At 66.6% G+C, this 25,802-nt stretch carries 21 protein-coding genes; 7 read left to right on the forward strand and 14 right to left on the reverse strand.

The annotated features are described in order from the left end of the window. Positions 1 to 67: 67 nt before the first annotated feature. From HOP53_RS03100 to HOP53_RS03125, 6 genes are all read right to left on the reverse strand, one after another. A complete protein-coding gene (locus HOP53_RS03100) occupies positions 68 to 1,630 on the reverse strand; it encodes a sensor domain-containing diguanylate cyclase (protein ID WP_234268635.1) in 1,563 nt (520 codons plus the stop codon). An 80-nt stretch (positions 1,631 to 1,710) separates the two neighbouring features. Then, positions 1,711 to 1,947, reverse strand: coding sequence for a DUF2789 domain-containing protein (locus tag HOP53_RS03105; protein WP_234268636.1), 237 nt, complete (start codon positions 1,945 to 1,947; stop codon positions 1,711 to 1,713). 99 nt (positions 1,948 to 2,046) lie between these two features. Then, positions 2,047 to 3,099, reverse strand: coding sequence for an asparaginase (locus HOP53_RS03110; RefSeq protein WP_234268637.1), 1,053 nt, complete (start codon positions 3,097 to 3,099; stop codon positions 2,047 to 2,049). A gap of 79 nt (positions 3,100 to 3,178) precedes the next feature. Next, positions 3,179 to 4,387: an efflux RND transporter periplasmic adaptor subunit gene (locus tag HOP53_RS03115; RefSeq protein ID WP_234268638.1), complete on the reverse strand. Its 1,209-nt coding sequence runs from the start codon at positions 4,385 to 4,387 to the stop codon at positions 3,179 to 3,181. Positions 4,388 to 4,422: 35 nt separating this feature from the next. Continuing rightward, complete coding sequence (locus tag HOP53_RS03120) at positions 4,423 to 6,786, reverse strand: ABC transporter permease (protein ID WP_234268639.1); 2,364 nt, start codon at positions 6,784 to 6,786, stop codon at positions 4,423 to 4,425. A 14-nt stretch (positions 6,787 to 6,800) separates the two neighbouring features. Then, positions 6,801 to 7,550, reverse strand: coding sequence for an ABC transporter ATP-binding protein (locus HOP53_RS03125; RefSeq protein WP_234268640.1), 750 nt, complete (start codon positions 7,548 to 7,550; stop codon positions 6,801 to 6,803). A gap of 97 nt (positions 7,551 to 7,647) precedes the next feature. Between HOP53_RS03125 and HOP53_RS03130 the strand changes: the two genes are divergently transcribed. Then, positions 7,648 to 8,538, forward strand: coding sequence for a DMT family transporter (locus HOP53_RS03130; protein WP_234268641.1), 891 nt, complete (start codon positions 7,648 to 7,650; stop codon positions 8,536 to 8,538). A 12-nt stretch (positions 8,539 to 8,550) separates the two neighbouring features. On the opposite strand, the gene HOP53_RS03135 is transcribed toward HOP53_RS03130, so the two are convergent. From HOP53_RS03135 to HOP53_RS03165, 7 genes are all read right to left on the reverse strand, one after another. Further along, positions 8,551 to 9,765: an MFS transporter gene (locus HOP53_RS03135; RefSeq protein WP_234268642.1), complete on the reverse strand. Its 1,215-nt coding sequence runs from the start codon at positions 9,763 to 9,765 to the stop codon at positions 8,551 to 8,553. Next, on the reverse strand, positions 9,755 to 10,303 hold the full coding sequence (locus HOP53_RS03140) for a hypothetical protein (RefSeq protein WP_234268643.1): 549 nt from the start codon (positions 10,301 to 10,303) through the stop codon (positions 9,755 to 9,757). The genes HOP53_RS03135 and HOP53_RS03140 overlap by 11 nt, the downstream gene beginning before the upstream one ends. A 118-nt stretch (positions 10,304 to 10,421) precedes the next feature. Further along, positions 10,422 to 11,741, reverse strand: coding sequence for a DEAD/DEAH box helicase (locus tag HOP53_RS03145; RefSeq protein ID WP_234268644.1), 1,320 nt, complete (start codon positions 11,739 to 11,741; stop codon positions 10,422 to 10,424). Positions 11,742 to 11,895: 154 nt separating this feature from the next. Further along, positions 11,896 to 12,423 carry a helix-hairpin-helix domain-containing protein gene (locus HOP53_RS03150; RefSeq protein WP_234268645.1) on the reverse strand — a complete coding sequence of 176 codons (528 nt, stop codon included), beginning with the start codon at positions 12,421 to 12,423 and terminating at the stop codon, positions 11,896 to 11,898. Between the two features lie 81 nt (positions 12,424 to 12,504). Beyond that, positions 12,505 to 13,092 (reverse strand): PqiC family protein, encoded by a 588-nt coding sequence (locus HOP53_RS03155; RefSeq protein ID WP_234268646.1) that lies wholly within the window; start codon positions 13,090 to 13,092, stop codon positions 12,505 to 12,507. Between the two features lie 57 nt (positions 13,093 to 13,149). Next, positions 13,150 to 14,826, reverse strand: a complete 1,677-nt coding sequence (gene pqiB, locus HOP53_RS03160; RefSeq protein WP_234268647.1) for an intermembrane transport protein PqiB — start codon at positions 14,824 to 14,826, stop codon at positions 13,150 to 13,152. After that, positions 14,823 to 16,169 carry a PqiA/YebS family transporter subunit gene (locus tag HOP53_RS03165; RefSeq protein WP_234268648.1) on the reverse strand — a complete coding sequence of 449 codons (1,347 nt, stop codon included), beginning with the start codon at positions 16,167 to 16,169 and terminating at the stop codon, positions 14,823 to 14,825. The genes pqiB and HOP53_RS03165 overlap by 4 nt, the downstream gene beginning before the upstream one ends. Positions 16,170 to 16,311: 142 nt before the next feature. Here HOP53_RS03165 and HOP53_RS03170 point away from each other — a divergent pair, with 142 nt between their 5' ends. The 6 genes from HOP53_RS03170 to HOP53_RS03195 all read left to right on the forward strand — a co-directional run bounded on the left by HOP53_RS03170 (position 16,312) and on the right by HOP53_RS03195 (position 24,481). Then, a complete protein-coding gene (locus tag HOP53_RS03170; RefSeq protein WP_234268649.1) occupies positions 16,312 to 17,292 on the forward strand; it encodes a calcium/sodium antiporter in 981 nt (326 codons plus the stop codon). A gap of 294 nt (positions 17,293 to 17,586) precedes the next feature. After that, positions 17,587 to 18,999, forward strand: a complete 1,413-nt coding sequence (locus HOP53_RS03175) for a cytochrome ubiquinol oxidase subunit I (protein WP_234268650.1) — start codon at positions 17,587 to 17,589, stop codon at positions 18,997 to 18,999. A gap of 3 nt (positions 19,000 to 19,002) precedes the next feature. After that, complete coding sequence (gene cydB, locus HOP53_RS03180) at positions 19,003 to 20,013, forward strand: cytochrome d ubiquinol oxidase subunit II (protein ID WP_234268651.1); 1,011 nt, start codon at positions 19,003 to 19,005, stop codon at positions 20,011 to 20,013. Positions 20,014 to 20,017: 4 nt separating this feature from the next. Further along, positions 20,018 to 21,691 carry a thiol reductant ABC exporter subunit CydD gene (cydD, locus tag HOP53_RS03185; protein ID WP_234268652.1) on the forward strand — a complete coding sequence of 558 codons (1,674 nt, stop codon included), beginning with the start codon at positions 20,018 to 20,020 and terminating at the stop codon, positions 21,689 to 21,691. 2 nt (positions 21,692 to 21,693) lie between these two features. Then, the gene (cydC, locus tag HOP53_RS03190) at positions 21,694 to 23,379 is read left to right on the forward strand and encodes a thiol reductant ABC exporter subunit CydC (RefSeq protein ID WP_234268653.1); all 1,686 of its coding nucleotides are present in this window, start codon (positions 21,694 to 21,696) and stop codon (positions 23,377 to 23,379) included. A 106-nt stretch (positions 23,380 to 23,485) separates the two neighbouring features. After that, positions 23,486 to 24,481 carry an adenosine deaminase gene (locus tag HOP53_RS03195; protein WP_234268654.1) on the forward strand — a complete coding sequence of 332 codons (996 nt, stop codon included), beginning with the start codon at positions 23,486 to 23,488 and terminating at the stop codon, positions 24,479 to 24,481. A 153-nt stretch (positions 24,482 to 24,634) separates the two neighbouring features. Here HOP53_RS03195 and HOP53_RS03200 read toward each other — a convergent pair whose 3' ends face one another. Next, entirely contained in the window at positions 24,635 to 25,636 is a 1,002-nt protein-coding gene (locus HOP53_RS03200; RefSeq protein WP_234268655.1) for a cytochrome-c peroxidase, read from the reverse strand. Positions 25,637 to 25,802 lie beyond the last annotated feature (166 nt).

A 25,802-nucleotide genomic window follows, 5' to 3' on the forward strand; every position in this document is an offset into this window, starting at 1 on the left:
ATGGCCGCCCTTTTCGTAGCCGTGTCGTATCGCACAGATCGAAATGCGCCAGTCGGGTGCCGCCCGCTCAGGCGTCGGGCTCCGGCTCTTCATAGTGCCCCACGCCGTCACGGCCGTCGTGCTTGACCCCGTACATGGCCTGGTCGGCGGCATCGACGAGGGCGGCTGCACTTTCGAACTCGCCGTCTTCCATATCGACGATGCCGATCGAGGCGGTGACGTGCAGTGGCTCGCCGTCGGCCTGGGTCAGCGGCTGGCTGGCCAGGTATTCGCGAATGCGCTCGGCCAGTATCCCGGCCTGCTCACGGCGCGTACTGGGCATGATGACCAGAAACTCCTCGCCGCCGTAACGCCCGGCGACATCGCTCTCGCGGACCATGTTGTTCAGCGCCGCGGCGAAATGGATCAGCACTTCATCGCCGAAACGATGCCCGAAGCGGTCGTTGATGCGCTTGAAGTGGTCCAGGTCGATGAACATCACCGAGAGCGGCTGGTTGGCATGCTTGGCCAGCTCGAAATGTTGCTCGAGACGTTTCTCCAGCCATGGACGATTGGCCAACTGCGTGAGGTGGTCGGTGCGGTGCTGTTCGTCCAGCACGACGTGGCTGGCATGTAGCGCCTCCAGTTCCCGCTGCTGCTCGGCCAGGCGAATGGTCATGCGCAGGTTCTGCTCGAACAGCAGCTCCTTGGCCTCGGCCAGCAGATGCGTGCTGTCGATTGCCGGGGGGCAGGTGATCTCGAACAGCCGTGCCAGTGAAGGCAGGCGGTGCTGCAGCTCCTGCATCACCGTCATCAGCATGACGATGTCCAGCGAGGCGAGCGAGGCGAGCTGGCGCAACAGGGCGCTGAAGGCAGAGGCGGAATCTGCGGCGAGCCAGCAGTCGGCAATCCGGCAGGAGAGCCGCAGGCAGAGCTTACGTGCGTCGCCATCGACCAGCGGGCCATGGCTGTCGATGATGCCTTTGGCAATCGTGCTCGGCACTCCCCAACTGGCGGCAAGCCAGGCGCCGACCAAAGCGTGATCGCAGCCGTAGCGCTCCAGCTCGACCTCGGCCAGACGCTGATGCTGGCGCAGATCTGGAATGTGGGCGGTGTAGGCCTCGCCATCCAGAGCGGCGAAAGCGAGGATGCCGATATCCTGCAGCAGCGCCGTGGTGAACAGCTGGGGCGCGTCGTGGGGGCACAGGTGCTGGGCCAGCTCCTGGACGGCGGTGGCGGCAATGATGGCACGCTGGCATAGATATTCGTGATCCAGCCCGCTGTCGCTGCCGCGCTTGGGCAGACCGAAACTCAGGGCGACCGACAGGGTGGCGTCCAGGCCGATGCGCGAAACGGCATCGAGACAGTTGGATACCGGGTTGCCGCCACGCGAGTAGAAGGCACTGTTGGCCATGGACAGCAGCCGCAGGGTAAGGGCGGGGTCCTGTTCGATGATACGGGCATAGTCGGCCAGGCGAGGGTCCGAGGAGCGTGCAATCGCGATGACCCGAGCCGCTGCGGCCGGCAGGCTGGGCAGTGCGCGGCAGTCGGCCAGGCGCGAACGCAGGGCCTCCGGCAAAGGCGGGATATCAAGTTCGGCGGGTTCTGTAATGCCAGAAATTTCCGCTGTCGATACTCTATCGATCGGCATGCTTTTCCCCGCCTGAAGAAAGATCTAATTGTTTTCGCGCCAAGCCTAGCAGAATGCGCATGGGACGAGCGTTTGAGCCCTTAAGTCTTCCTCAACGATGCGTCGAGGTGATCGACCACCTCGGCCCAGTCGGCATCCTCTTCGATTGCGGTATGGAGAAAGGCCGCCTGGGCCTGATTCCAGAAGGACGCTTCATAGATCGCTACCGTCGCTGGCAGCGGTGAATGTCGCTCGATGAATGCCTGGATCGAGGCCTCATCGGCGGGAAGGCCGAGCTGCTCGAAGAGCTCGGTGAAGGGGTGTACGGGATGTTCCATGATCACTCCTCTGACGCTTCACTTGGTTACACTCAACGTAGCCCGGCGGTGAGGGAAAGCCAGCCCAGGGGGGCGAGACTTTCAACGCCCCCATACGACTCAGCGCTCACCCACGAGAGGAGTGAGGAACAGTCGACGACGCTCGGCGGCATCCAGTGGCAGGGCCAGCAGGTGCACGAGCTTGGTGATGGCGGCTTCGGGGGTCATGTCGTCGCCCGAGAGCACGCCGGCCTCGATGAGCCCCTGACCGGCGGCATAGCGTCCGGGTGCGATGCTGCCCCAGGGGCACTGGCTGATCGCGGCGAGCAGCTTGCCTTCACCGCTGGCCTTGGCCAGTACGCCGATCAATTCGGGGTCCGGTGGAATGTTGCCGCCACCCCACACTTCGAGCAGGGCGCCCTGAACCCTGTCGTTGCCCAGCCAGGCTTCCAGTTGCCATGCCTGAATGCCAGGCCACAGAGCGAGACGGGCCACTCCCCCCTTGGCCAGCGGCGAATAGTCCGGCAATTCGAAGCGCGGCGCACCGCGCTGCTGGGTTTCGAGGCAGCGCGCTGGGTAAAGCACCACGTCATCGCCGACCTGCTCACCCAGCGGCGGATAGTTGGGGCTGGCAAAGGCGTCGTCGTCCTCGCTGTGGGTCTTGCTCGAACGTACCCCACGCAGCAGGCGTCCGGCGAAGGCCACGGCGACCTCCTGCAGTTCGGGCCGGGCGGCGCAGCGCAGCGCCAGTTCGATGTTGGCCAGGGCGTCACTGCCTTCCGCTTCGAGAGGATGCATGGCGCCAGTGACCACCACCGGTCGGTCCAGGCCCTGCAATTGAAAGGCAAGGCTCGATGCAGTCCAGGTGAGGGTGTCGGTGCCATGCAGTACCACGATGCCGGCATGGTGGCCTAGCCGATCGGCAATAGCAGCCGCCAGCCGCTGCCAGTCGAGGGGCGTGGCGGCACTGGAATCGATGGGAGTGGCCACCGCTTGGACCACGAACTCGGGCAGCTGGCTCCGGCGGCTCGGTGGCAGTGCGTCGAGAGCGTGTCGCAGGCGGGTTTCGATATCGCCAGCCGGTACCAGACCCTCGGCGCTGGGCAACATGCCCAGAGTACCACCGGTGTAGAGCACCAGTACGGGGCGGTCGGCAAAAGAGGGGGCGATCATGGCAGCTCCTGGAGATGGCGTTCGTCACGGGCATGGCAAGGCGCCCTGACGACGATAATACCCAGAGTTGCGTTCGATCTCACTCATCCGCTGCGACGCGGATGCCTTCGCTTACCCGGTCGCCCGGATGCGTGATCACAAGCTCGCCTTCCTCGAGCCCGGCAACGATCTGGGAAACCAGGCCCTGACGGCGACCCGTCTCCACGCTGCGCAGCGTGGCGCGTCCCTCTTCGATGACGAACACCGCCCACTCACCCTGGTGACGAAACAGAGCGCTGGTGGGCACCTGCATGACGTCGTCGGCCTCCCAGATCACGAATTCGACGTCGACCCGGTAGCCGCTGCCGATGCCCAGTTCGCTGCGGTCGAGGTCGCCGGAAAAGTCGACGATCACCGGCACGCGCTGTTCGTCCACCCCCAGCGCCGAGGTGCGCGTGAACCCGGCGGGCGCGATACGTCTGACACTGCCGGCGAGCGGCTCGCCGCCCCAGCCGGTGATCACGGCGTCGAGCCCCAGGCGCAGCCTCACGGCATCCATCGAGAGCAGGTCGACCTGAATCTCCAGGTCGGCGAGGCGGCCGAGCTCGAGGATCGGTTCGCCGGCGCTCACGCTACCCTCGCAGCAGCGGTAGCGGGTCAGCACCAGGCCGGAAACCGGCGCGCGTACCTGCAGCACCGGCTGGTCCGCCTCGCTGCGCTGGCCGATGGCCACGGCCAGCAGCGCCCGAGCACTCTCCACCTCGAAACGTGCCACCTCGACGCCGGAGGCCGCGGAATTTTCCAGCGCGCGAAGCCGGTCGCGTTGATTCTGGCGCAGCTCCAATTCGGCCGTGGAGATCAGGTTGCGCTGGTGCAACTGCCGGTAACGCTGATACTCGGCCTCGGCGAAACGGCGGTCGGCGCGAGCCGTTTCCAGGTTGGCCTGGGCGGCCTGGAGACGGGCCTGGGCGGCTTGCAGGTTGTCCTCGGCCTGCTGCCGCGTGCGTACGTCCAGTGCCGGTGCTGGACTCGGCTCGAGCCGGAACAGCGTGTCGCCTTCTTCGACACGGTCGCCCACCTCCAGGTCGACGCGCTGCAGGTAACCGGCGATGGGGGCCGAGACGTTCCAGGTTTCACGCAGCTGGGTTCGTCCCTCCTCGACCACCGAGTCGACGAAGGGGCCCAACGTGACTCGCGCCGTGTTGACCGGCACGGGGGTGGGGCGCAGCGTCCAGGCCAATATGCCGAGCAAACCGGCACCCAGCAGGATCCACAGCAGATAACGGATCCATGTGCGGCGTTGAGTCATACCCATCCCCCCTCTATGAAGACGTCCTTCGACCGCTACTCGACGGCCTTGAGCACGCGAATCTTGTCCAGGCGACCCAGGCGACGAAAGACGAGCGCGGCGACCAGCAGCGACGCGACCAGGACGCCTGCCGCGGCGAAACCGAAGGTGTGCGGCGTGAAAACCAGCGGTATGCGGAACAGATCGTGCGTAAAGGCCCGGTTCAGCAGGTGGCTGAAAAAGACGCCGATGGCCCAGCCCAGAGGAATCGCCGCCAGGGTGAGCAGGGCGATCTCGCCGAGCAGGATCCTGGCGACCTCCGCGCGCGTGTAGCCGAGTACCTGCAGCGTGGCGAGCTCCCTCGCGCGCTCGGCGAAGGCGATGCGGGCATTGTTGTAGATCACGCCGAAGGCGATGGAGGAGGCGATGCCGACGAAGATCACCGCCACCATCAGCAGCGTCTCGTCCATGTAGTCGCGAATGCCTTGCTCGGCCTCGGTCAGCAGACCGATGGAGGCCACGCCTGGCAGCTCCCATAGCGCGGCATGCAGCTCGGCCGTGCGCTCGCGATCCACCAGCAGCCACACGCCGCTGATGGCGGGACCCTCGTGCATCAGCGCGTTGAGCGCGCCCAGCTGCAAGTAGGCGCCGACACCCAGCGGCTCGTCCACCAGCGCCGTCAGGGGCAGTGACAAACGCTGCCGACGGCCTTCCATCACCGCCACCTCCAGGGTATCGCCCACCTGCACGCCGAGCTGTTTCGCCAGGTGGCGCGTCAGCATGACCCCCGATTCCGGCAAGCGCTGCGGGCGGTCCTGCCCATCGAGTACCTGACGCATCCCAGGTTCCTGCGCCATGCCCAGCAGGCTGGTGCGATAGTGACGATGGCCATGGATCAGGGTCACCGGCACCCGCCGCCAGCTCTCCACTGCCAGCACGCCGGGCAGGTGACGCAGCTCGCCGGCGGCACGGGCCGGTGTCGGCTCGTTGAAGGTCAGCTCCATGTCCATCTGCAGCACCTGCCGGTACTGCTGGTCGATCATCTTGTCGACCGCAGCCAGCTGATAGGCGCCGATCACCAGCAGCCCCGCCGAGAGGGCGATCCCCACCACCGAAAAGGCGGCCTTGGCCGGATGACGGGCGAGATTGCGCAGCACGATGCGTCCTTCGTTGCCCAGCAGTGATGCTGGCACCAGCTTTTCGAGCCAGCTGCGGCGAAAACGGTGCGGCGCCGGCGGACGCATCGCTTCGGCCGGCGGGCAACCGACGGCTTGCCATACCGCGTGCCAGGTGCCGGCCAGGGCGGCGAGCAGGGTCACCAGCAGCGACAGCGCCAGCGCCCAGAACGGCACGCCGAACTGCATCTCGGGAAAGCGGAAGTACTCGCGATAGATGCCCGCCAGGCCGCTGGCCGCCCAGCCCCCCAGCACTACCCCGACGGCCCAGCCGAGCAGCACGATGGCCCCTGCCAGCAGGCCGTAGTGGCGGGCCAGCTCGGTGTCGCGATAGCCGAAGGCCTTGAGCACGGCCAGCTGCTCGCGCTGGGTCTGGATGATGCGCCCCATCACCACGTTGAGCAGAAAGGCAGACACCGTCAGAAAGATCGCCGGCAGCACGGTGGCGGTGATGCGCTGCTGGTTGAGTTCCTCCTCGATGAAGCGGTGGGACTGCTGGTCATGGCGGGTCTGGGCGCCGATGGCGCCATAACGGGCCAGGGCCAGATCCAGTGCATCGATCACCTCCTCCTCGCTGGCGCCGGCCTGCAGCGTGAGGGTCAGGCTGTTGAAGGCGCCCTCCATGCCGTAGGCCTGGGCCAGGGCGCGCTGGTTCATCCACAGCACGGCATAGCGGCGGTAGTCCGGCATCATGTCGGTGGGGGCCACCTGATAGAGATACTCGGGGCTCAGGCCGATGCCGGAAATCGTCAGCTCGGTATGGCGTCCATTGACGATCGCTTCCAGTCGATCCCCCGGAACCAGGCCGTGGGCCTCGGCAAAGGCATCCGAGACCACCGCCTGGTCGTCGCGGCCGGCTTCCGGCAGGCTGCCGGCCTTGAGATGCAGATGGTTGAGCAGCGGCTGGCGTCCGTCGGGCAGCGACAGCAACTGGCCGCGCACGGGATCGCCGTAGCCGGGCACCGCCAGGCGCACCGAGGCGCGTACTCGGGGTTCGATCAGGTTGACCCCGTCCAGCTGTTGCAGCTGTGCCTGCAGGCCGAGCGGAGCGCGTTTCAGGTCGACGAACAGCTCGGCAAAGTGGTGACTGGTGTAGAAGCGGTCGCGCGCGCCGGTCAGCGACTCCAGGGTGGTCACGGCCAGAATGAGGGTCATGACCCCGCTGGCGATGACCAGCGCAATGGCCAGCGCCTGGCCCTTGAGGCGCCACAGGTCGCGATAGAGCTTGCGGTCGAGTGTCTTCATGGCACAGGCCGCGGCTACCAGCGGAGCTCTTGCGGCCGGCGCCGCTTCGGATTGGCCTGGCAGTGATCGACCCTGCCGTCGCGCAGGCGAATGACGCGATCGGCCATGTCTCCGATGACCTCGTTATGGGTGATGATCGCCACCGTGGTGCCGGTTTCACGATTGATGCGTTCGAGCACTTCGAGCACGCGGATGCCAGTCTGGAAATCGAGAGCCCCGGTGGGCTCGTCGCACAGCAGCACCTCGGGCTGCTTGGCCACGGCACGGGCGATGGCCACACGCTGCTGCTCGCCGCCCGAGAGCTGGGAAGGGAAGTGATCCAGCCGGTGCTCCAGGCCCACCAGCGCCAGCGCCTCTTCAGGAGGCAAGGGGTGGCGGCTGATGTCGGTGACGACGGCGACGTTCTCGCGTGCCGTAAGACTCGAAATCAGATTGTAGAACTGAAACACGAAGCCCACGTGGTGGCGGCGGAAATTGGTCAGCTCGCGCTGGGAGGCTGTGGCCAGGTCCAGGCCCGAGCGCTCATGTGAGGCCTCGCTGCGGCGGGTGTGATAGGTGAGGGTGCCTTCGCTGGGACTGTCGAGTCCGCCGAGGATGTTGAGCAGCGTCGACTTGCCCGAGCCCGAGGCGCCGAGCATGACTACCAGTTCGCCGGCATGCAGTTCGAGATCGATGCCGCGCAGCGCCTGGATGGTCATTTCACCCATCTGATAGAAACGCTTCAAGCCGCGCGCCTGAAACACCACCTCGACCTTATCGTCCATTGTTTCCCTGCGTGAGAGAATGTGTCGGTGAGAACAGGCTAGCACGGCTGCGTCACAAGGTGCGCTTGACAAGGATCATGAAACAAGGGGGGAGAGTATGGCGCGGCCTGCATCACACTGGTTGCTGCTGGTGGCGCTGGCCATCGTATGGGGCAGCTCGTTCGCGCTGACGAGAGTCGCCGTGGCGGAGATGACCCCGGCCATGCTGGTGGCCGGGCGCAATGCCATCGCCGCCGTGGGTTTGCTGCTGCTGGTTTGGGCGCTGCGCCGCGCATGGCCGCGAGGGCCGCGTGTCTGGAGCTTCATGTTGGCGATTGCCGTGGTCGGCAACATGATGCCGTTCCTGCTGATCAGCTGGGGGCAGCAGCGTATCGACAGCGGGCTGGCAGGGATTCTCATGGCCGTGATGCCTCTGCTGACCCTGGTGCTGGCGCATTTCCTGGTGAGCGGCGAGCGCATGGTGCCGCGGCGACTGGTGGGTTTTCTGATCGGTTTCGCGGGGGTGCTGCTGCTGGTCGGCCCCACCGCGCTGCGGGAGCTGGGTGGTCGAGGCGAGACGCTGCTGGCCCAGTTGGCCGTGCTGGGCGGGGCGGTGTGCTATGCGGTGAACGCGATCGTTTCACGCCACAAGCCGGCCAGCGATCCGTGGTCGACCTCGGCGCTGGTGCTGGCCATGGCCTGGCTGCTGACGCTGCCGCTGGCCGTAGCCACTTGGCCCATCGACGCACCTGCCATGCCCGTGCTGTCTCCTGCGGCGCTATGGGCCGTTGTCGTGCTGGGCCTGATCTGCACCGCGCTGGGCAGCGTCATCTATTTCACCCTGGTAGCCGTCGCCGGACCCACCTTCCTGTCGTTGATCAACTACCTGATCCCGGTCTGGGCGGTATTGATCGGCGCGCTGTTCCTGGGCGAGCGTCCTGAGTGGAATCACCTGGTGGCGATGGGGTTGATTCTGGGGGGTGTGGCCTGGTCCCAAAGAAGGGCCTAGAGACCAAGAAAGTCAGCGGGTGATGAGGCGCCCCTCGGCATCGACGTCGAGGCGCCGGTTGCGTCCGGCCAGCAGGGCGAAGCCGGCGGCCACGGCGACGATCGACAGCAAGACGCCGGTCATGGTCGCCATGCCGACCTCGAGCTGCAGCAGCACTCCCACCGCCAGCGGCCCCAGGGCGGCCAGGGTGTAGCCGCCGCCCTGCGCCAGACCGGAGAGCTTGCCGGCCAGGCGGGAGTTGGCCGTACGCAGCACGATCAGGCTGAGGGCCAGGCTGAAGCTGCCGCCCTGACCCAGCCCTAGCAGCACCACGCCGGGCCAGCGCCAGCTCTCGTCGGCCTGGAGCAGCAGCCACAGTCCCGCCGCGATACAGCCCAGTACCAGCAGCAGCGCCGGGCGCTGGTCGCGGCTCAGACGCGCCAGCCAGGGCGCACCCAAGGCCGAAATCAACTGCACCATCACCGAGGCACCCATCATCCAGCCGGCCTCGGCCTCGCTGTAGCCACGCGCCTGGAGCAGCGTGGGCAGCCAGCCGAAAACGATGTAGGCCAACGAGGACTGGGTTCCCATCAGGATCATCACCTGCCACGCCAACGGCTGGCCGAGCAGCTCGCGCATGCTGCCGCCGGTAGCGGTGGCAACCTGGGAGTGAGGAGCGCGTGGCATCAGCGTCAGCCAGGCGACCAGCGGCAGCAGCGCCAGCAGACCCCAGCTCATCAGGCTGAACCGCCAGCCGCCCAGCATGTCGGCGAGCGGAATGCTCAGGCCGGCGCCAAGGGCGCCGCCCAGGCACAGCGCCATGGTATAGACACCGGTCATCAGGTCCGCGCCGCCGGGCAGCTCACGCTTGACCAGGGCCGGCAGCAGGGTGCCGGCGATACCGATGGCAGCCCCGGCCAGCAGGGTGCCGAGAAACAGCAGCGGCAGGGTGGGAAGGCCGCGCAACAGCAGGCCGGCGATCAATACGCCGAGCGCCAGGGCCAGGGTGTTCTCGGGGCCTGTCCGCTTGGCCAGCCAGGGGGCCAGGGGCGCGAAGACCCCCAGGCATAGCACCGGCAGCGTGGTCAGCGCGCCAATGGCCAGCGGTGTCAGGCCGGTATCGGCCTGAACACGTACCAGCAGGGGGGCGAGCGACGACAGGGCAGGTCTCAAGTTGAGTCCGACCAGTACCATCAGAAACAGAAACAGGACGACGCGTCGCGGATCGGGGCTGGCTTCAGTCGTCATGACCTCGCCACTTGTCGAGACGCGGGCTTCCGTGGCGTGGCGCGGATCGGTGGTCATCCTCGCGTGGAGCGATGAGAGGGTGCTCATTGACCCCGGAAGGGTCGAACTTGACCTGGCCGGGGTCGGTGGTGCCTTGTACCTGACGGCGAATATCGGAGACGTCTTCCACGCTGACCAACTGCTCCTGGTTGTTGAATACTTGCCGCTGAGGGGTTAGTCGGCCTTCGTAAGTCCAGCAGCGCTGCGGTACCTGCGCCACGTACCAGCGGCGCCCCTGCCAGTGGGCATGGCCCTGCTCATCCAACTGCAGGGCTTCCAGCGGAACCAGGGCGGCAAACAGCCTGGCGTTGAGCACCAGGCCGCCGCCCGCCATGCTGACGGCTCCCTGGTAGCGGCCGGCATGGAGATCTTCGATGACACTGCTGCGCTTGGCTTGGGGCTCGACGCTACCCTGTCCGCAGAGATGCAGCAGGTTGTCATCGATCTGCTTGATGACCCAGACCGGAATCGGTTGCTTTCCGGTCAGCCATTTGAGCATGCGCGCGTCTCCTAGTTACGCCGGACTGTGTTACGCCAGATCGTGTTACGCCAGCCCGTCGACTGTTCTGTAGGGCGTATACAATCCCACAATCGCCGCCTTCGACCAAGCCTGGCCGTCAGGCGCGCCGCGTGCGCTGGCCGCGGCTGCGCCGACGGCGCGGTGCCTGTGCGTCGCCGTTGGCGGTGTTACCGCCGCTGCTGCGCTGGCTCGCCTGGCCGCGGTCGCCGCCCTGGCGTGCCTGGCCCGAGCGGCCGTTGCGTTTGCCGCGACCGTTCTCGATCGGCTCCGGCTTGGCATTGGGGTCGGGCTCGAAGCCGGGCTCGATACGCTTCTCCAGATCGCGCTTGATCAGACGCTCGATGCCCTTGAGCAGACCGTGCTCGTCGACGCAGACCAGCGAGATGGCCTGGCCTTCGCTGCCGGCACGGCCGGTACGGCCGATGCGGTGAACGTAATCCTCGGCCACGTTGGGCAGCTCGAAGTTGACCACGTGGGGCAGTTCGCTGATGTCCAGGCCGCGGGCGGCGATGTCAGTGGCCACCAGCACCTGCAGATCGCCGCTCTTGAACGAGGAGAGCGCCCGCGTGCGTGCCGACTGGCTCTTGTTGCCATGGATGGCCATGGCCGGGATGTCCTGCTTGGAGAGCTGCTCGGCCAGGCGGTTGGCGCCGTGCTTGGTGCGGGTGAAGACCAGTACCTGATGCCAGCCGTGCTGGCCGATCAGATGAGCCAGCAGCTCGCGCTTCTTCTCGCGATCGACGCGATAGATCGCCTGATCGACGGTCTCCGCGGTGGTGTTGCGGCGTGCCACTTCGATACGCGCGGGATTGTCCAGCAGCTTGTCGGCAAGAGCCTGGATCTCGTCAGAGAAGGTCGCCGAGAACAGCAGGTTCTGACGCTTCGCGGGCAGCATGCGCAGCACTTTCTTGATGTCATGGATGAAGCCCATGTCGAGCATGCGGTCGGCTTCGTCCAGCACCAGGATCTCGACGCGGGAGAGATCCACGTGCTTCTGCTGCTGCAGGTCGAGCAGGCGGCCGGGGGTGGCCACCAGCACGTCAAGGCCGGGGCGGATGGCATCCACCTGGGGCTGCTGGCCGACCCCGCCGAAGATCACGTGGCTGGTCAGGGTCAGGTGGCGGCCGTAATCGGCCACGCTCTCGCCCACCTGAGCAGCCAGCTCGCGAGTGGGCGTCAGCACCAGCGCACGCACCTGGCGCTTGCCGGGGCGTGGGCCGTCGGCCAGCCGCTGCAGCATCGGCAGGGTGAAACCGGCGGTCTTGCCGGTGCCGGTCTGAGCGCTGGCCAGCAGGTCGCCGCCCTTGAGTACGGCGGGAATGGCCTGAAGCTGGATCGGGGTCGGGGTGGTGTAGCCCTGGGCCTCGACGGCACTCAGCAGTTCGGCACGCAGGCCGAGTTCGGAAAAGAGGGTCATGCGGTCTCCGCAGATACGCCTGTGCCACGCCATGTGCAATCTGCACATGGCCAGTCCCGGGCCAAGACGTGAGAAATTCGGTTCAGGGGCGCGGCAGGAGGGACCACGAGTCGCCGCGTGCCGGCATTATGCCAGCTTATGGTTCGCACTGCAGCTATTCTGCCCGGCTTTTCCTCATAGCTTCGAGTTCGCGCTTGAGTCGGGCGAGTACGGCAGCGTTCAGTCCTTCGATAGCGTCGAGTGCATCGGGTTCCCATTGGCAGAGCCGCTCAGGGTCGCTGATGCCGTGCAGGAAAAGCACTTCGGCGCTTGCCGGGCCGATGCCGTCTACCTGGGTGAGCCCCACGGCATGACGAGCGAGCAGCGCGCGCCGCTGAGTCTCGTCCAGGTGCTGCCAGCCGCCGCGTTGGTGCAGGTCGCAGGCCAGCCGGTCCAAGCCGAGACGCAGGCGCTGCACGAGCGGGCCGGTCACCTGGGGATCCAGCTCTGCCAGGGCCGTATCGAGCTCATCGAGACATTCGACGCTCGTCAGCAAGCTGTCGACGGCTTGCTGCGGCGAGTCCGCGTCGAGGGTGGTCAGCAGCTCATGCTCCAGCCGCCTGAAGAGGCTGAGCAGCGTCTCGGCAGTTTCGTGCTCGATGGCGGCGTCCTTGGGTGTCGAGGTATCTGTCTTGGCCGACATGGTTCGTCCTTGCAAGCGTTTCGGTTCCAATACCGGGTAACGGCTTTATGAGACTAGGCGATAACTACCGCTCCTACACGCCTAACGATAGCGCACGACGCCATCGGCGATCTCATTGGCCACCCGGTCCCAGCTCGCGCCAAGAGCGCGCACCAGGGCGGGGTAGCCGTCGTCTTCTAGCTGCGTCTCGACATGAAAGCGCTCCATGGCCAGCAGGCGGCCGTCCGCTGCCTGCAATTGCCACTGTCCGCTGGCGATGGCCAGACCGTCATGCCGCCCCTGGAAGCGGTCCACCTCGAGGCGCAGGCGCAGCGCCTCGCTGCGCCCGAGGCTGGCCTCGTCGCGCATGATGCGGGTGTCGGGCAGATGCTCCGCCAGGCGCGCGCGTAGCCCGCGCTCCAGCTGCCGCCCCAGCGGTTCGGCCCACAGGTGCTGGCGGGCGGCGTTGAGCGTGATGTCGTCGAGCTGCAGCACGATGCCGTCGACGTCCAGGTAGTGGGCCAGGCGCGGCGGCTGCACGATCAGCAGATGGCCCGCCGCGGGGCTGCCCCCCGAGGGCGCCGCGGCGCTGTCGGGCAGCATGTAGCGGTTGGCCGGGGTGGTGGGGGTGGCGCAGCCGACGAGCACGAGCAGGCTCGTCAGCAGGGCGAACCGGGACATCCACTTCATGCAGCTCTCCGTTTCCATAGGTTGCGATCAGCATCGTTCACTGGCGTCTGCCTCACCTCAGTTGCCCCTTGGCGCTCTCGGCACCGGGTCCACGGCGTCGAGGCTGTCGAACAGCAGCGCCCGGGGGTTCTCATTGAGCGTACGTGTCACCGGCTGCAGGTCGCGCATCAGGCGCTCCAGCCGCTCGGCGGTGGCGGTCAGCTCGCGATAGGCGCTGGAGTCGGGCGACAGTCCTTCGAGGGTTTCACGCAAAGCTTCCAGCGAGGCATTGAGATTGCCCGGCAGGCTGCGCGTGCCCGGATCGTCGAGCATGCCCTGCAGCGAGCCGGTCAGGCCGCGTATCTCGTCCAGCATGGCTTCGGAGGCGCTCAGGTTGCGCTCGAGACCCACCAGCAGCGGCTCCACCTCTAGGGCGTTGAGCTTCTCCAGCAGCGCGGTGACCTGCGCCTCGATCTGGGCGAAGCCGGCCGAAGTAGTGGGGAAGACGGTGCGCTCGCTGAAGGTCTCGGCCAGATACTGCTCCGCCTCGTCGCGGTAGAAGTTGATATCGACGAACATGGCGCCGGTGAGCAGGTTGCCCGATTTGAGCGAGGCCCGCAGGCCGGTGCCGAACAGGCGCTTGAAGCGTTCGTCCCACTCCTCCAGATCGAGCTGCTGATTCTCGATGCCAAGCCGCTGCGGCTCGATGCGAATCAGTACCGGAATGGCAAAGCCGTTGCGCGTGCCCGGCTGCTCGGCGGTGAACTGCCAGGGCACGGCGGCCACGGTGCCGATACGCACGCCGCGGAACTCCACCGGCGCGCCGCGGGAGAGCCCGCGCACGCTGTCTTCCACCAGCAGCACGTACTCCAGGTAGCGATTGAAGGTGCCCTGGCGGGCGCTCTCTTCGTCGGCATAAAGGTTGAAGGTGGTGTCGTTCTCCACCGGCCTGCCGCGCGGCAGGTCTTCCGGCACGCCGAAGGTGACGCCGCCGCCCAGCAGAGCCTCGAGGGACTCCACGTTGATGCGAATTCCGTCGGCGTCGAGGCGCAGGTCGATACCGCTGGCCGACCAGAAGCGGGTGCTGTCGGTCACCAGGCGGTCATAGGGGCTCTCGATGAAGATGCGCTGATGCATGCGCCGCATATCGGCATCGAAATCGACCTCCTCCACGCGGCCCACGGTGTAGCCCTGGTAGGTCACCGGATCCCCTTGGCGCAGCGAGTTGCCGAGCTGGCTGATCAGGTTGATGCGTAGCCCCGGTGCGTCGGCCGAGGCCACGGGCGGCTGGTCGCTGACCTGGAACTCGCGTTCGCCGGGCTCGCCGCTGCCGGGCTGGAGCTGAATGAAGGCGCCGGAAAGAACGGTGCCCAGGCCGCTGATGCCCTCACGACCGATGCGCGGCTTGACCACCCAGAAGCGGCTGCCCTCGGTCAGCATGGCCTCGGTGTTGGGCGCCATGCGCGCCGTGATCACGGTATGCGAGAGGTCCTCGGAGAGCTGCACGCGCTCGACCCGGCCCACCTCGACGTTGCGGGTCTTGATCAGCGTGCTGCCGGCCTCGATGCCCTCGGCATTGCTCATGGTCAGGGTGATCAGGGGGCCGCGGCTGCGGTAGTTGTCATAGACCAGCCACAGCCCGATCAGGATCGCCACGATGGGCACGATCCAGATCGGCGACAGGCGCCGCTGCGGGGTGGCCCTGGCGCGGTGCATGTCGCGGGGGGCCTCGTTGTCGCGAGGGGTATCGCTCATCCAGGGGTTCCTTGCGTATCGCGGGAGTCGCGCGGCAGCGGCGCGTCCCAGATCAAACGGGGGTCGAAGGTCATGGCGGCCAGCATGGTCAGCACCACCACCGAGCCGAAGGCCAGTGCGGCGGGGCCGGGGGTGACCGACATCAGCGAACCGGCACGGATCAGGGCCACCAGGATGGCCACCACGAAGACGTCGATCATCGACCAGCGGCCGATGAACTCGGTAATGCGATAGAGCCAGGTGCGGCTCGCGGCATTGAGTTCGTCGCTGCGCTTGACCACCAGGCACAGCCAGGCGAGGGCAACCAGCTTGCCCACGGGGACGATCACGCTGGCCACGAAGATCACCACGGCGATCGGCCAGGAGCCCATCTGAATCAGCTCCACCACGCCGCCGATGATGGTCGAAGGGCTGCTGTGGCCCAGGCTGGTGGTGGTCATGATCGGATAGACGTTGGCCGGTATGTACATCAGGGCGGCGGTGGCCAGCAGTGCCCAGGTGCGTTGCAGACTGTGCGGCAGGCGGGCGCGCAGCCCTTCGCCGCAGCGGCGGCAGTGGCCGCGCCCGTTGCCATCGAGCCGATTGACCAGGCCGCAGGTGGGGCAGCCAGTCAGACCCTGTGCCGCGGCAGTGGTTCCGGTGCGGGCACCCTCGGGGGCCTGCGGCTCGCCGGCCAGCGAGAACCACATCCAGTCCGAGTCGATGGACTGCATGGTGAACAGCAGCAGCAAGGCAAACACACAGAAGGCCCAGAACGAGAGACCGAGCTCGATCTGGGCCAGGCCCGCCACCTTGATCAGGCTGACCAGTGCCCCGATGATGAAGACGTCGGCCATCATCCAGGGGTTGAGGTGGGCCAGAGAGCGGGCAATGGTCCGGCTTGCCGGCAGCGGCTGACCCTGCAGCAAGCCAAGCTGCAGCCAGATCACGCCGAGCAGGTAGAGGCCGGGCAGCACGGCGATGGTGAGGATCACCGCAATGGCGACCAGCGGCTGATGAAAGCCGATCAGGGTGGTGGCCGTCTGGGTCAGCTCGATGCGATTGCCGAAGCCGCCCACGCTGAAGCTGACGAAGGGAAAGGAGATCGCCAGCAGCAGGGCGACCATGGCCGCCAGCGCCAGCGCCATGCTGCGCTGGGCCGGGCGATGGTGACGGGTGACTAGCGTATGGCCACAGCGTGGACAGTCCGCCCGCTGGCCCGGGCGCAGCGGTGGCAGGGCCACCAGCCAGTCGCACTCGTGACAGGCGCGCAGACGCCGGCGCGAGGTACGCACCTCGGGCGGCGCTTGGTCGACCTGAGGCTCGCCGGGAACGGGAAGAAAGCGCAGAGGCTGGTTGAGCACTTGAGCAACGACTCGATGGCTGAGAGAAGCGAGGATGCACGCTGTCATTCAAATGATGCAGGCCATACGGAAGTGTGACACGTTGACGTCGTGCCTACCATATACAAACATTCGACCCTGAATGTTCCCCGAGGAGACGAAATTGTTGCTTCCCCTGGTTGCCGTGGCGGCAGGCTTGGTGCTGTTGGTGTGGAGCGCGGAGCGCTTCGTGGATGGGGCCGCAGCGACATCGCGACGGTTGGGGGTGTCGCCGCTGCTGGTGGGTATGCTGGTGATCGGTTTCGGCACCTCGGCGCCGGAGCTGATGGTGTCGGCGCTGGCTGCGGGGCAGGGCAACCCCGGGCTGGCGCTGGGTAACGGCTACGGCTCCAACATTGCCAATATCGGCATGATCCTGGGGCTCATGGCTGTCATCACGCCGCTGGCGGTGCACTCCAGTGTGATTCGCCGCGAGCTGCCGCTACTGGTCGGCGTCACGCTGCTCTCGGCGCTGCTGATGTGGGGCGGCATGATCGGGCGGTTCGAAGGCAGCCTGCTGCTGGCGCTGCTGGCTGCCATGATCGGCTTCAGCATCTGGCAGGCCCGGCGTGACGGTAGCGATGCGCTGGCGACCGACACCGAGGAGAGTCTGGCGGCGCATCCCATGTCGCTGCGTGCCGGACTGATCTGGACCTTCGTCGGCCTGGCGCTGCTGGTGCTGAGCTCACGGGTGCTGGTGTGGGGCGCGGTGGAGATCGCCCTGGGCTTCGGTGTCAGCGACCTGATCATCGGCTTGACCATCGTGGCAGTTGGTACCTCGCTGCCGGAGCTGGCTTCCTCCATCAGCGCGCTGCGACGCGGCGAGCACGACCTGGTGGTGGGCAACGTGGTGGGCTCCAACCTGTTCAACACCCTGGGCGTGGTAGGCCTGGCCGCGGTGATACGTCCCATCGAGGTGGGCGGGGAGGTACTGCTGCGCGACTGGAGCCTGATGACGGTGATGACGGTACTGATGACGGTATTCGCCATCGGCTGGAAGGGGCGACCGGGGCGCATCAACCGGCTCGAGGGCGCCATGCTGCTGGCGATGTTCCTCGGCTATACCGCATTCATGGTGCGGCTGGTCGTCCAGGGCGGCGGCTAGCCCCACGGCAGGATGCGACAACCGGACACAGATGAAGGTACATCTGCATCGGGTAATCTTTACGGCACAAGCACAAGACGTAGCGGAATGCATTGACCTGGAACAGCATTGTGTCGTGTAGGCTTTTGTAACCGAGTAAGCCTCACCGCACTCCCTGTTCTAGGCTCTAGCTGTGTGTCGAGGTGGAATGCGTCACGCCTTGTCCAGGAGGGACATGGCCGAAGCCCAACAACGCACTCCCCGTGCCTTCGCATGCCTCGAGACGTTGACTCTTCTGCAGCCAAGAGGTACGTCATGGAGCTTGATCCCGTACTGCTGTCGCGTATTCAGTTCGCCTTCGTCGTCTCGTTTCACGCCATCTTTCCGGTCTTCACCATCGGTCTGGCGTCCTACATCACCTTGCTGCATGCGCTGTTCTACAAGACGCGCAATCCGGCATGGGACCGGCTGGCCTATCTGTGGACCAAGGTGTTCGCCGTCGCCTTCGGCATGGGGGTGGTGTCGGGCATCGTGATGTCCTTCCAGTTCGGCACCAACTGGAGCAACTTTTCCCAGGCCAGTGCCAACTTCATCGGGCCGCTGCTCAGCTACGAGGTGGTCACCGCCTTCTTCCTCGAAGCCGCCTTCCTCGGCGTGCTGCTGTTCGGCCGGGGACGGGTGCCGCCGGGGGTGCACCTGTTCGCCGCCGCCATGGTGGCGCTGGGCACCTTCATCTCGACCTTCTGGATCCTGGCGGCCAACAGCTGGATGCACACGCCGGCGGGGGTCGAGTTCACCGACGGCGTGTTCCGCGTCACCTCGTGGTTCGAGGCGATCTTCAACCCCTCGTTCCCGTATCGTTTCGCCCACATGGCCATGGCCTCGTTCATCACCGGCGGCTTCGTCGTGGCCGGGGTCAGCGCCTGGTACCTGCTGATCGGGCGCGACGTGGAGGCCAACCGCAAGGCGCTGTCGATGTGCCTGTGGCTGCTGCTGGTGCTGACGCCGACCCAGGCCTTCGTCGGCGATCTGCATGGCCTCAACACCCTGGAGTACCAGCCGACCAAGCTGGCGGCCATGGAGGGCAACTGGGAAACGAAAGAGGGCGCTCCCTTCCTGCTCTTCGCCTGGCCCGACCAGGCGGCCCAGCAAAACCGCTTCGAGATCGGTATCCCCTATGCGGCCAGCCTGATCCTGACCCATGAGCTGTATGGCGAGGTGCCCGGGATACTCGAGGCGCCGCCCGAGGAGCAGCCACCTGTCGCGTTGGTGTTCTGGTCCTTCCGGGTGATGATCGGCATCGGTTCCCTGATGATCGCCGTGTCGCTGGTGGGGCTCTATCTGCGCCGCGGCGGCAGGCTCTACCATTCGCGGCGCTACCTGCAGACCCTGCGGCTGATGTCCGTCACGCCCTTCATTGCCGTTCTCGCCGGCTGGATCACCACCGAGTCGGGCCGGGCGCCGTGGCTGGTCTACGAGTTCATGACTCATGCAGAAGGGGTAACGCCTTCGCTCACCGGTGGCATGGCGCTGTTCACGCTGATCGGCTACATCACCGTCTACGGCATCATCTTCTACGCCGGCACTTACTACCTGACGCGAGTGATTCGCTACGGCATGGAGCCGAAGGAAGAGGAGAAGATGGTCGACGACTTCGAGACGCCCAAGCGGCCCTGGTCGGCCACCCACACGCCCTTCGACGACAATCCCGCCAAGGGGGAGAGCTGAGCCATGGAAATGTTCGATCTGTCCTTGATCTGGGCGCTCATCATCGGTTTCGGCATCATGATGTACGTGCTGATGGATGGCTTCGACCTGGGGCTCGGTATCCTGTTTCCGTTCGCCCCGGACGAAGATGCCCGCGACGTGATGATGAACACGGTGGCACCGGTGTGGGACGGCAACGAGACCTGGTTGGTGCTGGGTGGGGCCGGTTTCCTGGCCGCCTTCCCGCTGGTCTACACGGTATTCCTGCCGGCGCTCTACATCGGCGTGTTCCTGATGGTGGCCGGCCTGGTGTTCCGCGGGGTGGCCTTCGAACTGCGTTTCAAGTCGCGCCGCGAGCGGCGCGGGCGGCGGCTGTGGAACCTGGCCTTCAGCGGCGGCTCGGCGGTGGCGGCCTTCGCTCAGGGCGCCGTGGTGGGCACCTATATCCAGGGCTTCGAGACCCAGAACGGGGTCTTCGTCGGCGGCGCCTTCGACTGGCTGACGCCGTTCACGGTACTCACCGGCATCGGCATCATGGTCGGCTACGCGCTGCTGGGCACCACCTGGCTGATCCTCAAGTCGGAGGGCTACATCCAGGCCTGGGCCTACAAGCTCACTCCGCCGCTGCTGCTGGCGGTGCTGGTGATCTTCGGCATCATCAGTATCTGGACGCCGCTGGTCAACGAGGTGGTGTGGGACCGCTGGTTCGGCCACATCCAGGTGATCTGGATCCTGCCGGCGCTGACGCTGCTGTGCATGTATGGCGTGTATTGGGCGGTACAGCGCCAGCGCGAGCTGCTGCCGTTCATGGCCACGCTGGGCATGTTCTTCTTCACCTACCTGGGGCTGATCGTCAGCAAGTGGCCCTGGCTGGTGCCGCCCAACTACACCATCTGGGACGCCGCCTCGGCGCCCGAGTCGCAGCTGTTCCTGCTGCTCGGCGTGCTGTTCGTTCTGCCCTTCGTGCTGGGCTACACCTTCTGGTCCTACTGGGTATTCCGCGGCAAGGTGCGGGCCGGCGAGGGCTATCACTGAGTTGATGAAGCGCGATACTCAACCTTCGCCGCGACGCTGGCTGGCCGCTCATGCGGCCGGCCAGCGCGGCTGGCTGATGCTGGCCGCGCTGGCGGGTATCGCCGCCGGTGCGCTGACCGTCGCCCAAATGGCCTTGCTGGCGTGGATCGTCAGCCGCCTGCTGGTGGATGGCGCGCCGTTGGCATCGCTCACCTCGGCCTTCCTGCTGCTGGTGGCGGCGCTGGTGGCCCGCGCCCTGTGCCAGTGGGGGCAGGAGCTGAGCGGTCAACTGGCCAGCCTGCGCATTCGCCATGCGGTGCGTGCCGAGCTGCTCGACCACCTCGCCGCGATGGGGCCGGTTCGCGCCGGTGCCCGCCATTCGGCGGGGCTGGCCAACCAGCTGGTCGAGCAGGTCGAGGCGCTGGACGGCTACTTCGCCCGCTTTCTGCCCCAACTGAGGCTGTGTGTGGCCATTCCGCTGCTGATCCTGGTGGTGGTGGTGTCGCTCGACTGGCTGGCGGCGCTGTTCCTGCTGCTCGCTGCACCGCTGATTCCGCTGTTCATGGCCCTGGTGGGCATGGGGGCGGAGCGCCTCAATCGCGACCAGTTCGTTGCCGTGAGCCGGCTCTCGGGGCACTTTCTCGACCGCGTGCGCGGCATCGCCACGCTGCAGCTCTTCGGCCGTACGCGGGAGGCCGCTACCGAGGTGCACGCGGCGGCGGATGAGTATCGCCGACTCAGCATGCGCACCCTGCGGGTGGCCTTTCTCTCCTCGGCGGTGCTCGAGTTCTTCGCTTCGGTGGCCATCGCCGTGGTGGCCATCTACGTCGGCTTCGGCCTGCTGGGCTACATCGAGTTCGGCCCGGCCGAGGAGCTGACCCTGTTCAGCGGTCTGCTCGTGCTGCTGCTGGCGCCGGAGTTCTTCCAGCCACTGCGCACCCTGGCCCAGCACTACCACGACCGGGCCGCAGCCCTGGGCGCCGCCGACGGCATGCTGGCCCTGCTGAGCGAGCCGGTGCGGCCCACGCATTCAGCGGCTTCACCGCCGTCAGCGCCGGAGCGCTGCGTGGCGCTGGCGGCGGTGACGCTCACCCACCCGGGGCGAGGGCAGGTACTGGGACCGCTGGATGTCGTCGTCGAAAGAGGCGACACCCTGGTGGTCAGCGGGCCGTCGGGGGCCGGCAAGTCGGCGCTGCTGCAGCTGCTGGCGGGCTTCGTGGCGCCGGCCTCGGGACAGCGCCTTGCAGCGCCCGACCTCAAGATCGCCTGGATGGACCAGCGGCCGCTGTTGATTCATGGCAGCCTGGCCGAAAACCTGCGTCTGGCGGCCCCGCAAGCCAGCGACGCCGAGCTCGAGCGCGCCCTGGCGCACGCCGGGCTGGCCGAGCTGGTGGCGGCGCTGCCGCAGGGCATCCATACGCCGCTGGGCGAGCGGGGCTCGGGGCTTTCCGGGGGCCAGGCGCAGCGCCTGGCGCTGGCGCGGGTGTTTCTCTCCGATGCCGAGCTGGTGCTGCTCGACGAGCCCACCGCCAGCCTCGACGAAGCGACCGAAGCGCGCGTCATCGAATCGCTGCGCCGCCTGGGGAAGGACGGCAGAACGCTGGTCATCGCCACTCACCATCCCGCGCTGATGGCCATGGCGAGCCGTCGCCTGGCCTTGCACGAAGGGCGGGAACAGGCGCTGGAGGCGGGAGGTTGAACATGTCGAATCGCTCGTTGCGCGCTACCTTCGCCCCCTGGCTGCGCCTGCTGGCCCAGCGCCGCACACGGCTCGCCATCGGCGTGCTGCTGTTGATCGTCACGGTGTTCTCGGCGGTGGGGCTGTTGACCCTGTCGGGCTGGTTCATCGCCGCCAGCGCGCTGGCCGGCATGGCACTGGCCATGGGCATGGCCGTGGCGTTCGACGTCTACGTGCCGGGCGCAGGGATACGCTTCTTCGCCGTCAGCCGCACCGTGGCCCGCTACGGCGAGCGGCTCTACAACCACGACACCGTGCTGCGGCTGCTCGCCGACCTGCGTCATCGTCTGTTCACGGCCATGGCTCGTCTCGACGACCGCAGCCTGGCGCGCCAGCGCGCCAGCGACTGGCTCAACCGGCTGACCGCCGACATCGATACCCTGGACGGTCTCTATCTGCGCCTGCTGGCGCCACCGGCGGTGGCACTGGCCGCCATCACGCTGCTGGCTGGTTTTCTTGCCCTTTGGGTGCCCATGGTCGGGCTGGCCGTGGCGGCGCTGCTGGTGCCCACCTGGGCGTGGCTGACGGCCGGACAGGCGTGGCTGGGCATGGCGTCGAGCAAGCGACAGGTGGCGCATCTTCAGCGCCTGCGCAGCCAGGCCATCGAGCATCTCACCGGCCTGGCGGAGCTCGAGGCCTACCGCAGCCGGGAGTGGCACCGGCAGAACTTCTTCCAGCGCGAGGCGAGGCTGTCCCGGGATCAGCAGCGTCTTGCCGGCGTGGCGGGCCTGGGTGTCGCCCTGGTCAACCTGATGGTCGGGCTGGGTATGGTGGCTGCGCTGTGGCTGGTGGCGGCGGCCTGGCAGCAGGGTGCGATTTCAGGCGCCGTGATGGTGATGATGCCGATTGCGGTGCTGGCCCTCGGCGAGGTGCTGGCGCTGCTGCCCGCCGCCTTCACCCAACTGGGGGCGAGTCGTGGCGCGGCCGAGCGCCTCAACGAGGTGGAAGAGGCGGGGCAGGCTACGCTCAGCGCTGGCCATGCGCAGCTTCCCACAGGGGCCTTGAGCGTGCGGCTGCGCGAATTAGTCCTGCACTATCCAGGCGCCCTGGCGCCGGCCCTGCAGGATCTCGATCTTGTCGTAGCGCCCGGCCAGCGCCTGGCCCTTACCGGTGCCTCGGGAGCGGGCAAGAGCAGCGTGGCGGCGCTGCTGACCCGACGGATGCCGCCTAGCCAGGGGGAAATCCTGCTGGGCGACATTCCCCTGGGCGAGGTCGACGAGGCATCGCTGCGCGAGCGGGTGGCCATTCTCGGCCAGCGTATCGACCTGTTCCAGGACAGCCTGGCGAGCAACCTGCGGCTGGCAGCACCGGAGGCCGCCGACGCGCAGCTGTGGCAGGCGCTGGCGTGGGTCGAACTGGCCGACTGGGCCGAGGCCCTGCCGCAGGGGCTGGCCACCCCGGTGGGCGAGGGTGGGCGAGCGCTCTCCGGCGGTCAGGCGCGACGCCTGGCCCTGGCGCGGCTGTGGCTGCGCGACCCCGGCCTGGTGATTCTCGACGAACCCTTCGCCGGCCTGGACGCCGGCACCGTCGCGCGACTCTCGCCGCGACTCGATGCGTGGCTCACCGGGCGCAGCGTGCTCTACCTGGTGCACCAACTGGATGGTGGCGCCTTCGATCCCCCCGGCATCACTCGCGAGCAGCGCCTTTAGGCCAGGCTGATCCAGCGCAACCAGTTTTCGGACAGAGCCTGATTGACCGTTTGCGCAAATCAGGTGTATCCATCAGGATGATGAAATAAAGGCGACGAGGTGCATCATGCGAGACTTCCTCAAGCGGCTGCCCAAGGCCGAGCTCCATCTGCATATCGAAGGCTCGCTGGAGCCCGAACTGATGTTCGCCCTGGCCCGGCGCAACGGGGTCGAACTGCCCTACGACTCGGTGGAAGCGGTACGCGCGGCCTACGACTTCCAGGATCTCTCCTCGTTTCTCGAGCTCTACTACCAGGGCATGAGCGTGCTCAAGCGCAGCGAGGACTTCCACGACCTGGCCATGGACTATTTCCGCCGTGCCCATGCCGAAGGGGTGGTCCACGTGGAGATGCACTTCGATCCTCAGGCCCACCTGGCCCGGGGTATCGAACTCGAGGTGGTGATGGAGGGCTTGAGCCTCGCCCAGCGCGAAGCCGAACGCGAGCTGGGCATGTCCACCGCACTGATCATGGCGTTTCTGCGCGACCGGCCAGCCGACGAGGCGATGCGGGTGCTGGAGAGCGCCGCGCCTTACTGGGAGATGATCGATGCCGTGGGGCTCGACAGCGCCGAGCGGGGCCACCCGCCCTCCAAGTTCGTCGAGGTGTTCCAGCGTGCCAAGATGCTCGGCATCCCGCGGGTCGCTCATGCCGGTGAGGAGGGGCCGCCGGAATACATCCGCGAGGCACTCGATCTGCTCGACGTGTGTCGCATCGATCACGGGGTGCGCTGCCTGGAGGATCCGGCGCTGGTGACCCGGCTGCGCGACGAGGGGGTGGTGCTGACCGTGTGCCCGCTCTCCAACGTACGCCTCAAGGTGGTGGAGCGCATCGAGGACCATCCCTTGCCCCAGCTGCTCGAAGCCGGCCTGCGCATCACCCTGAACTCGGACGACCCGGCCTACTTCGGCGGCGGCATGCTGGACAACTTCATGGCCTGTCACGATGCTTTCGGCTGGTCGAAGGAGACCTTCGTGCAGCTGGCCGGTACTGCCATCGAGTCCGCCTTCATGAGCGACAAGCGCCGCCTGGAACTGCATCGGCAGTTGGCCGAGAGCGTCTGAACGTTACATGAAGAGCTGAACATAAAAGAGCTCCCCCGGCCTGGGCCGGGGGAGCTCTTGTACTCTTTTTTTATAGTTCCCTTGCGAATCCCTGCGACTGGGCCGTGCCTTACGGCAGCGCCGGTTCCGTCTTACGGCAGCGCCGGTTCCGTTTTATGGCAGAGCCGGGACTTCGAACTCAGGCATCTTGCCGGTCAGGGTGTGCAGGAAGGCGGTGATATCGGCAATCATCTCGCCCTCCAGCTCACGGTTCAGCATCTCGCGGCCCATGATGGCCACGGCTTCCTCGAGAGTCTCGGTGGCGCCGTTGTTCATGTACGGGTAGGTCACGCCGACGTTGCGCAGGGTCGGGGTGCGGAACTTGTACATGTCGGCCTCGTCGCCGGTCACGTCGAAGCGACCCACGTCGGTGGAGCCGGGCACCTGAATCGCCCAGAAGTTGCTGTCGGTCAGCGCCGGGCCGCTGTGACAGGCGATACAGCCGGTATCGACGAAAGCCTGCATGCCGCGCTTCTCCTGATCGTTGATCGCGTTCATGTCGCCGCGCAGGTAACGGTCGAAGGGCGAGTTCGGCGTATTCAGGGTGCGCTGGAAGCTGGCCAGTGCCTGGGCCAGGTTGTCCTTGTTGATCGGGTTGTCGTCATCGGGGAAGGCCTCGGCGAACTTCTCCTGATAGAGTTCGAACTCTTCCAGACGCTCCAGGGCGGCGTCGAGATCCATGGCCATTTCGATATCGGCCTGGATCGGACCCAGCGCCTGGCCTTCCAGGTCGGGCTCGCGACCATCCCAGAACTGGGCGCCGAGGAAGCCGGAGTTGAGTACGGTGGGCGTGTTGCGCTCGCCGATCTGACCGTCGTGGCCGGTGGCGCGCGGAATGCGATCGCTCCAGCCCAGCGCCGGGTTGTGACAGGTAGCACAGCTGATAACGCCGCTGGACGAGATGCGCGGCTCGAAGAACAGCATGTTGCCCAGTTCCACCTTCTCCTCGGTCAGCGAGTTGTGAGCCGGAATCGGCGGCAGGTGGGGCAGCGGTTCGAAGCGGTCACGGTAGTCGCCGAGGCCGTCGTCGGCAGCCACGCCGGTTGCCGCCAACGCGGCGCTCAGCGACACTGCGGCGGCGATGAGTGCCGGCCTGGCGAGAGCAGTATGAATCATGGCGAATCCCCTTGGTTGCAAGCTAGAGACGGTTGTAGCCTGAAATGCAACATCAGGTTACGGTTGGCTCTTGAGCGGTATCAACCAAGTGAAAAGGTCGGAATGGACGCCTCATTGAGGTGGATCAAGTTTTCTTCACTCCCGTGATGCGTCCAGTGACAAACGC

This window comes from Billgrantia ethanolica (assembly GCF_021404305.1).
In the GTDB taxonomy this organism is placed as follows: Bacteria; Pseudomonadota; Gammaproteobacteria; order Pseudomonadales; family Halomonadaceae; genus Halomonas; species Halomonas ethanolica.

Excerpts from the sequence above, each read along its gene's own strand:
- HOP53_RS03100 (WP_234268635.1), bottom strand. The coding sequence starts at position 1,630 with ATGCCGATCGATAGAGTATCGACAGCGGAAATTTCTGGCATTACAGAA.
- HOP53_RS03105 (WP_234268636.1), bottom strand. The coding sequence starts at position 1,947 with ATGGAACATCCCGTACACCCCTTCACCGAGCTCTTCGAGCAGCTCGGC.
- HOP53_RS03110 (WP_234268637.1), bottom strand. The coding sequence starts at position 3,099 with ATGATCGCCCCCTCTTTTGCCGACCGCCCCGTACTGGTGCTCTACACC.
- HOP53_RS03115 (WP_234268638.1), bottom strand. The coding sequence starts at position 4,387 with ATGACTCAACGCCGCACATGGATCCGTTATCTGCTGTGGATCCTGCTG.
- HOP53_RS03120 (WP_234268639.1), bottom strand. The coding sequence starts at position 6,786 with ATGAAGACACTCGACCGCAAGCTCTATCGCGACCTGTGGCGCCTCAAG.
- HOP53_RS03125 (WP_234268640.1), bottom strand. The coding sequence starts at position 7,550 with ATGGACGATAAGGTCGAGGTGGTGTTTCAGGCGCGCGGCTTGAAGCGT.
- HOP53_RS03130 (WP_234268641.1), top strand. The coding sequence starts at position 7,648 with ATGGCGCGGCCTGCATCACACTGGTTGCTGCTGGTGGCGCTGGCCATC.
- HOP53_RS03135 (WP_234268642.1), bottom strand. The coding sequence starts at position 9,765 with ATGACGACTGAAGCCAGCCCCGATCCGCGACGCGTCGTCCTGTTTCTG.
- HOP53_RS03140 (WP_234268643.1), bottom strand. The coding sequence starts at position 10,303 with ATGCTCAAATGGCTGACCGGAAAGCAACCGATTCCGGTCTGGGTCATC.
- HOP53_RS03145 (WP_234268644.1), bottom strand. The coding sequence starts at position 11,741 with ATGACCCTCTTTTCCGAACTCGGCCTGCGTGCCGAACTGCTGAGTGCC.
- HOP53_RS03150 (WP_234268645.1), bottom strand. The coding sequence starts at position 12,423 with ATGTCGGCCAAGACAGATACCTCGACACCCAAGGACGCCGCCATCGAG.
- HOP53_RS03155 (WP_234268646.1), bottom strand. The coding sequence starts at position 13,092 with ATGAAGTGGATGTCCCGGTTCGCCCTGCTGACGAGCCTGCTCGTGCTC.
- pqiB (WP_234268647.1), bottom strand. The coding sequence starts at position 14,826 with ATGAGCGATACCCCTCGCGACAACGAGGCCCCCCGCGACATGCACCGC.
- HOP53_RS03175 (WP_234268650.1), top strand. The coding sequence starts at position 17,587 with ATGGAGCTTGATCCCGTACTGCTGTCGCGTATTCAGTTCGCCTTCGTC.
- cydB (WP_234268651.1), top strand. The coding sequence starts at position 19,003 with ATGGAAATGTTCGATCTGTCCTTGATCTGGGCGCTCATCATCGGTTTC.
- cydD (WP_234268652.1), top strand. The coding sequence starts at position 20,018 with ATGAAGCGCGATACTCAACCTTCGCCGCGACGCTGGCTGGCCGCTCAT.
- cydC (WP_234268653.1), top strand. The coding sequence starts at position 21,694 with ATGTCGAATCGCTCGTTGCGCGCTACCTTCGCCCCCTGGCTGCGCCTG.
- HOP53_RS03195 (WP_234268654.1), top strand. The coding sequence starts at position 23,486 with ATGCGAGACTTCCTCAAGCGGCTGCCCAAGGCCGAGCTCCATCTGCAT.
- HOP53_RS03200 (WP_234268655.1), bottom strand. The coding sequence starts at position 25,636 with ATGATTCATACTGCTCTCGCCAGGCCGGCACTCATCGCCGCCGCAGTG.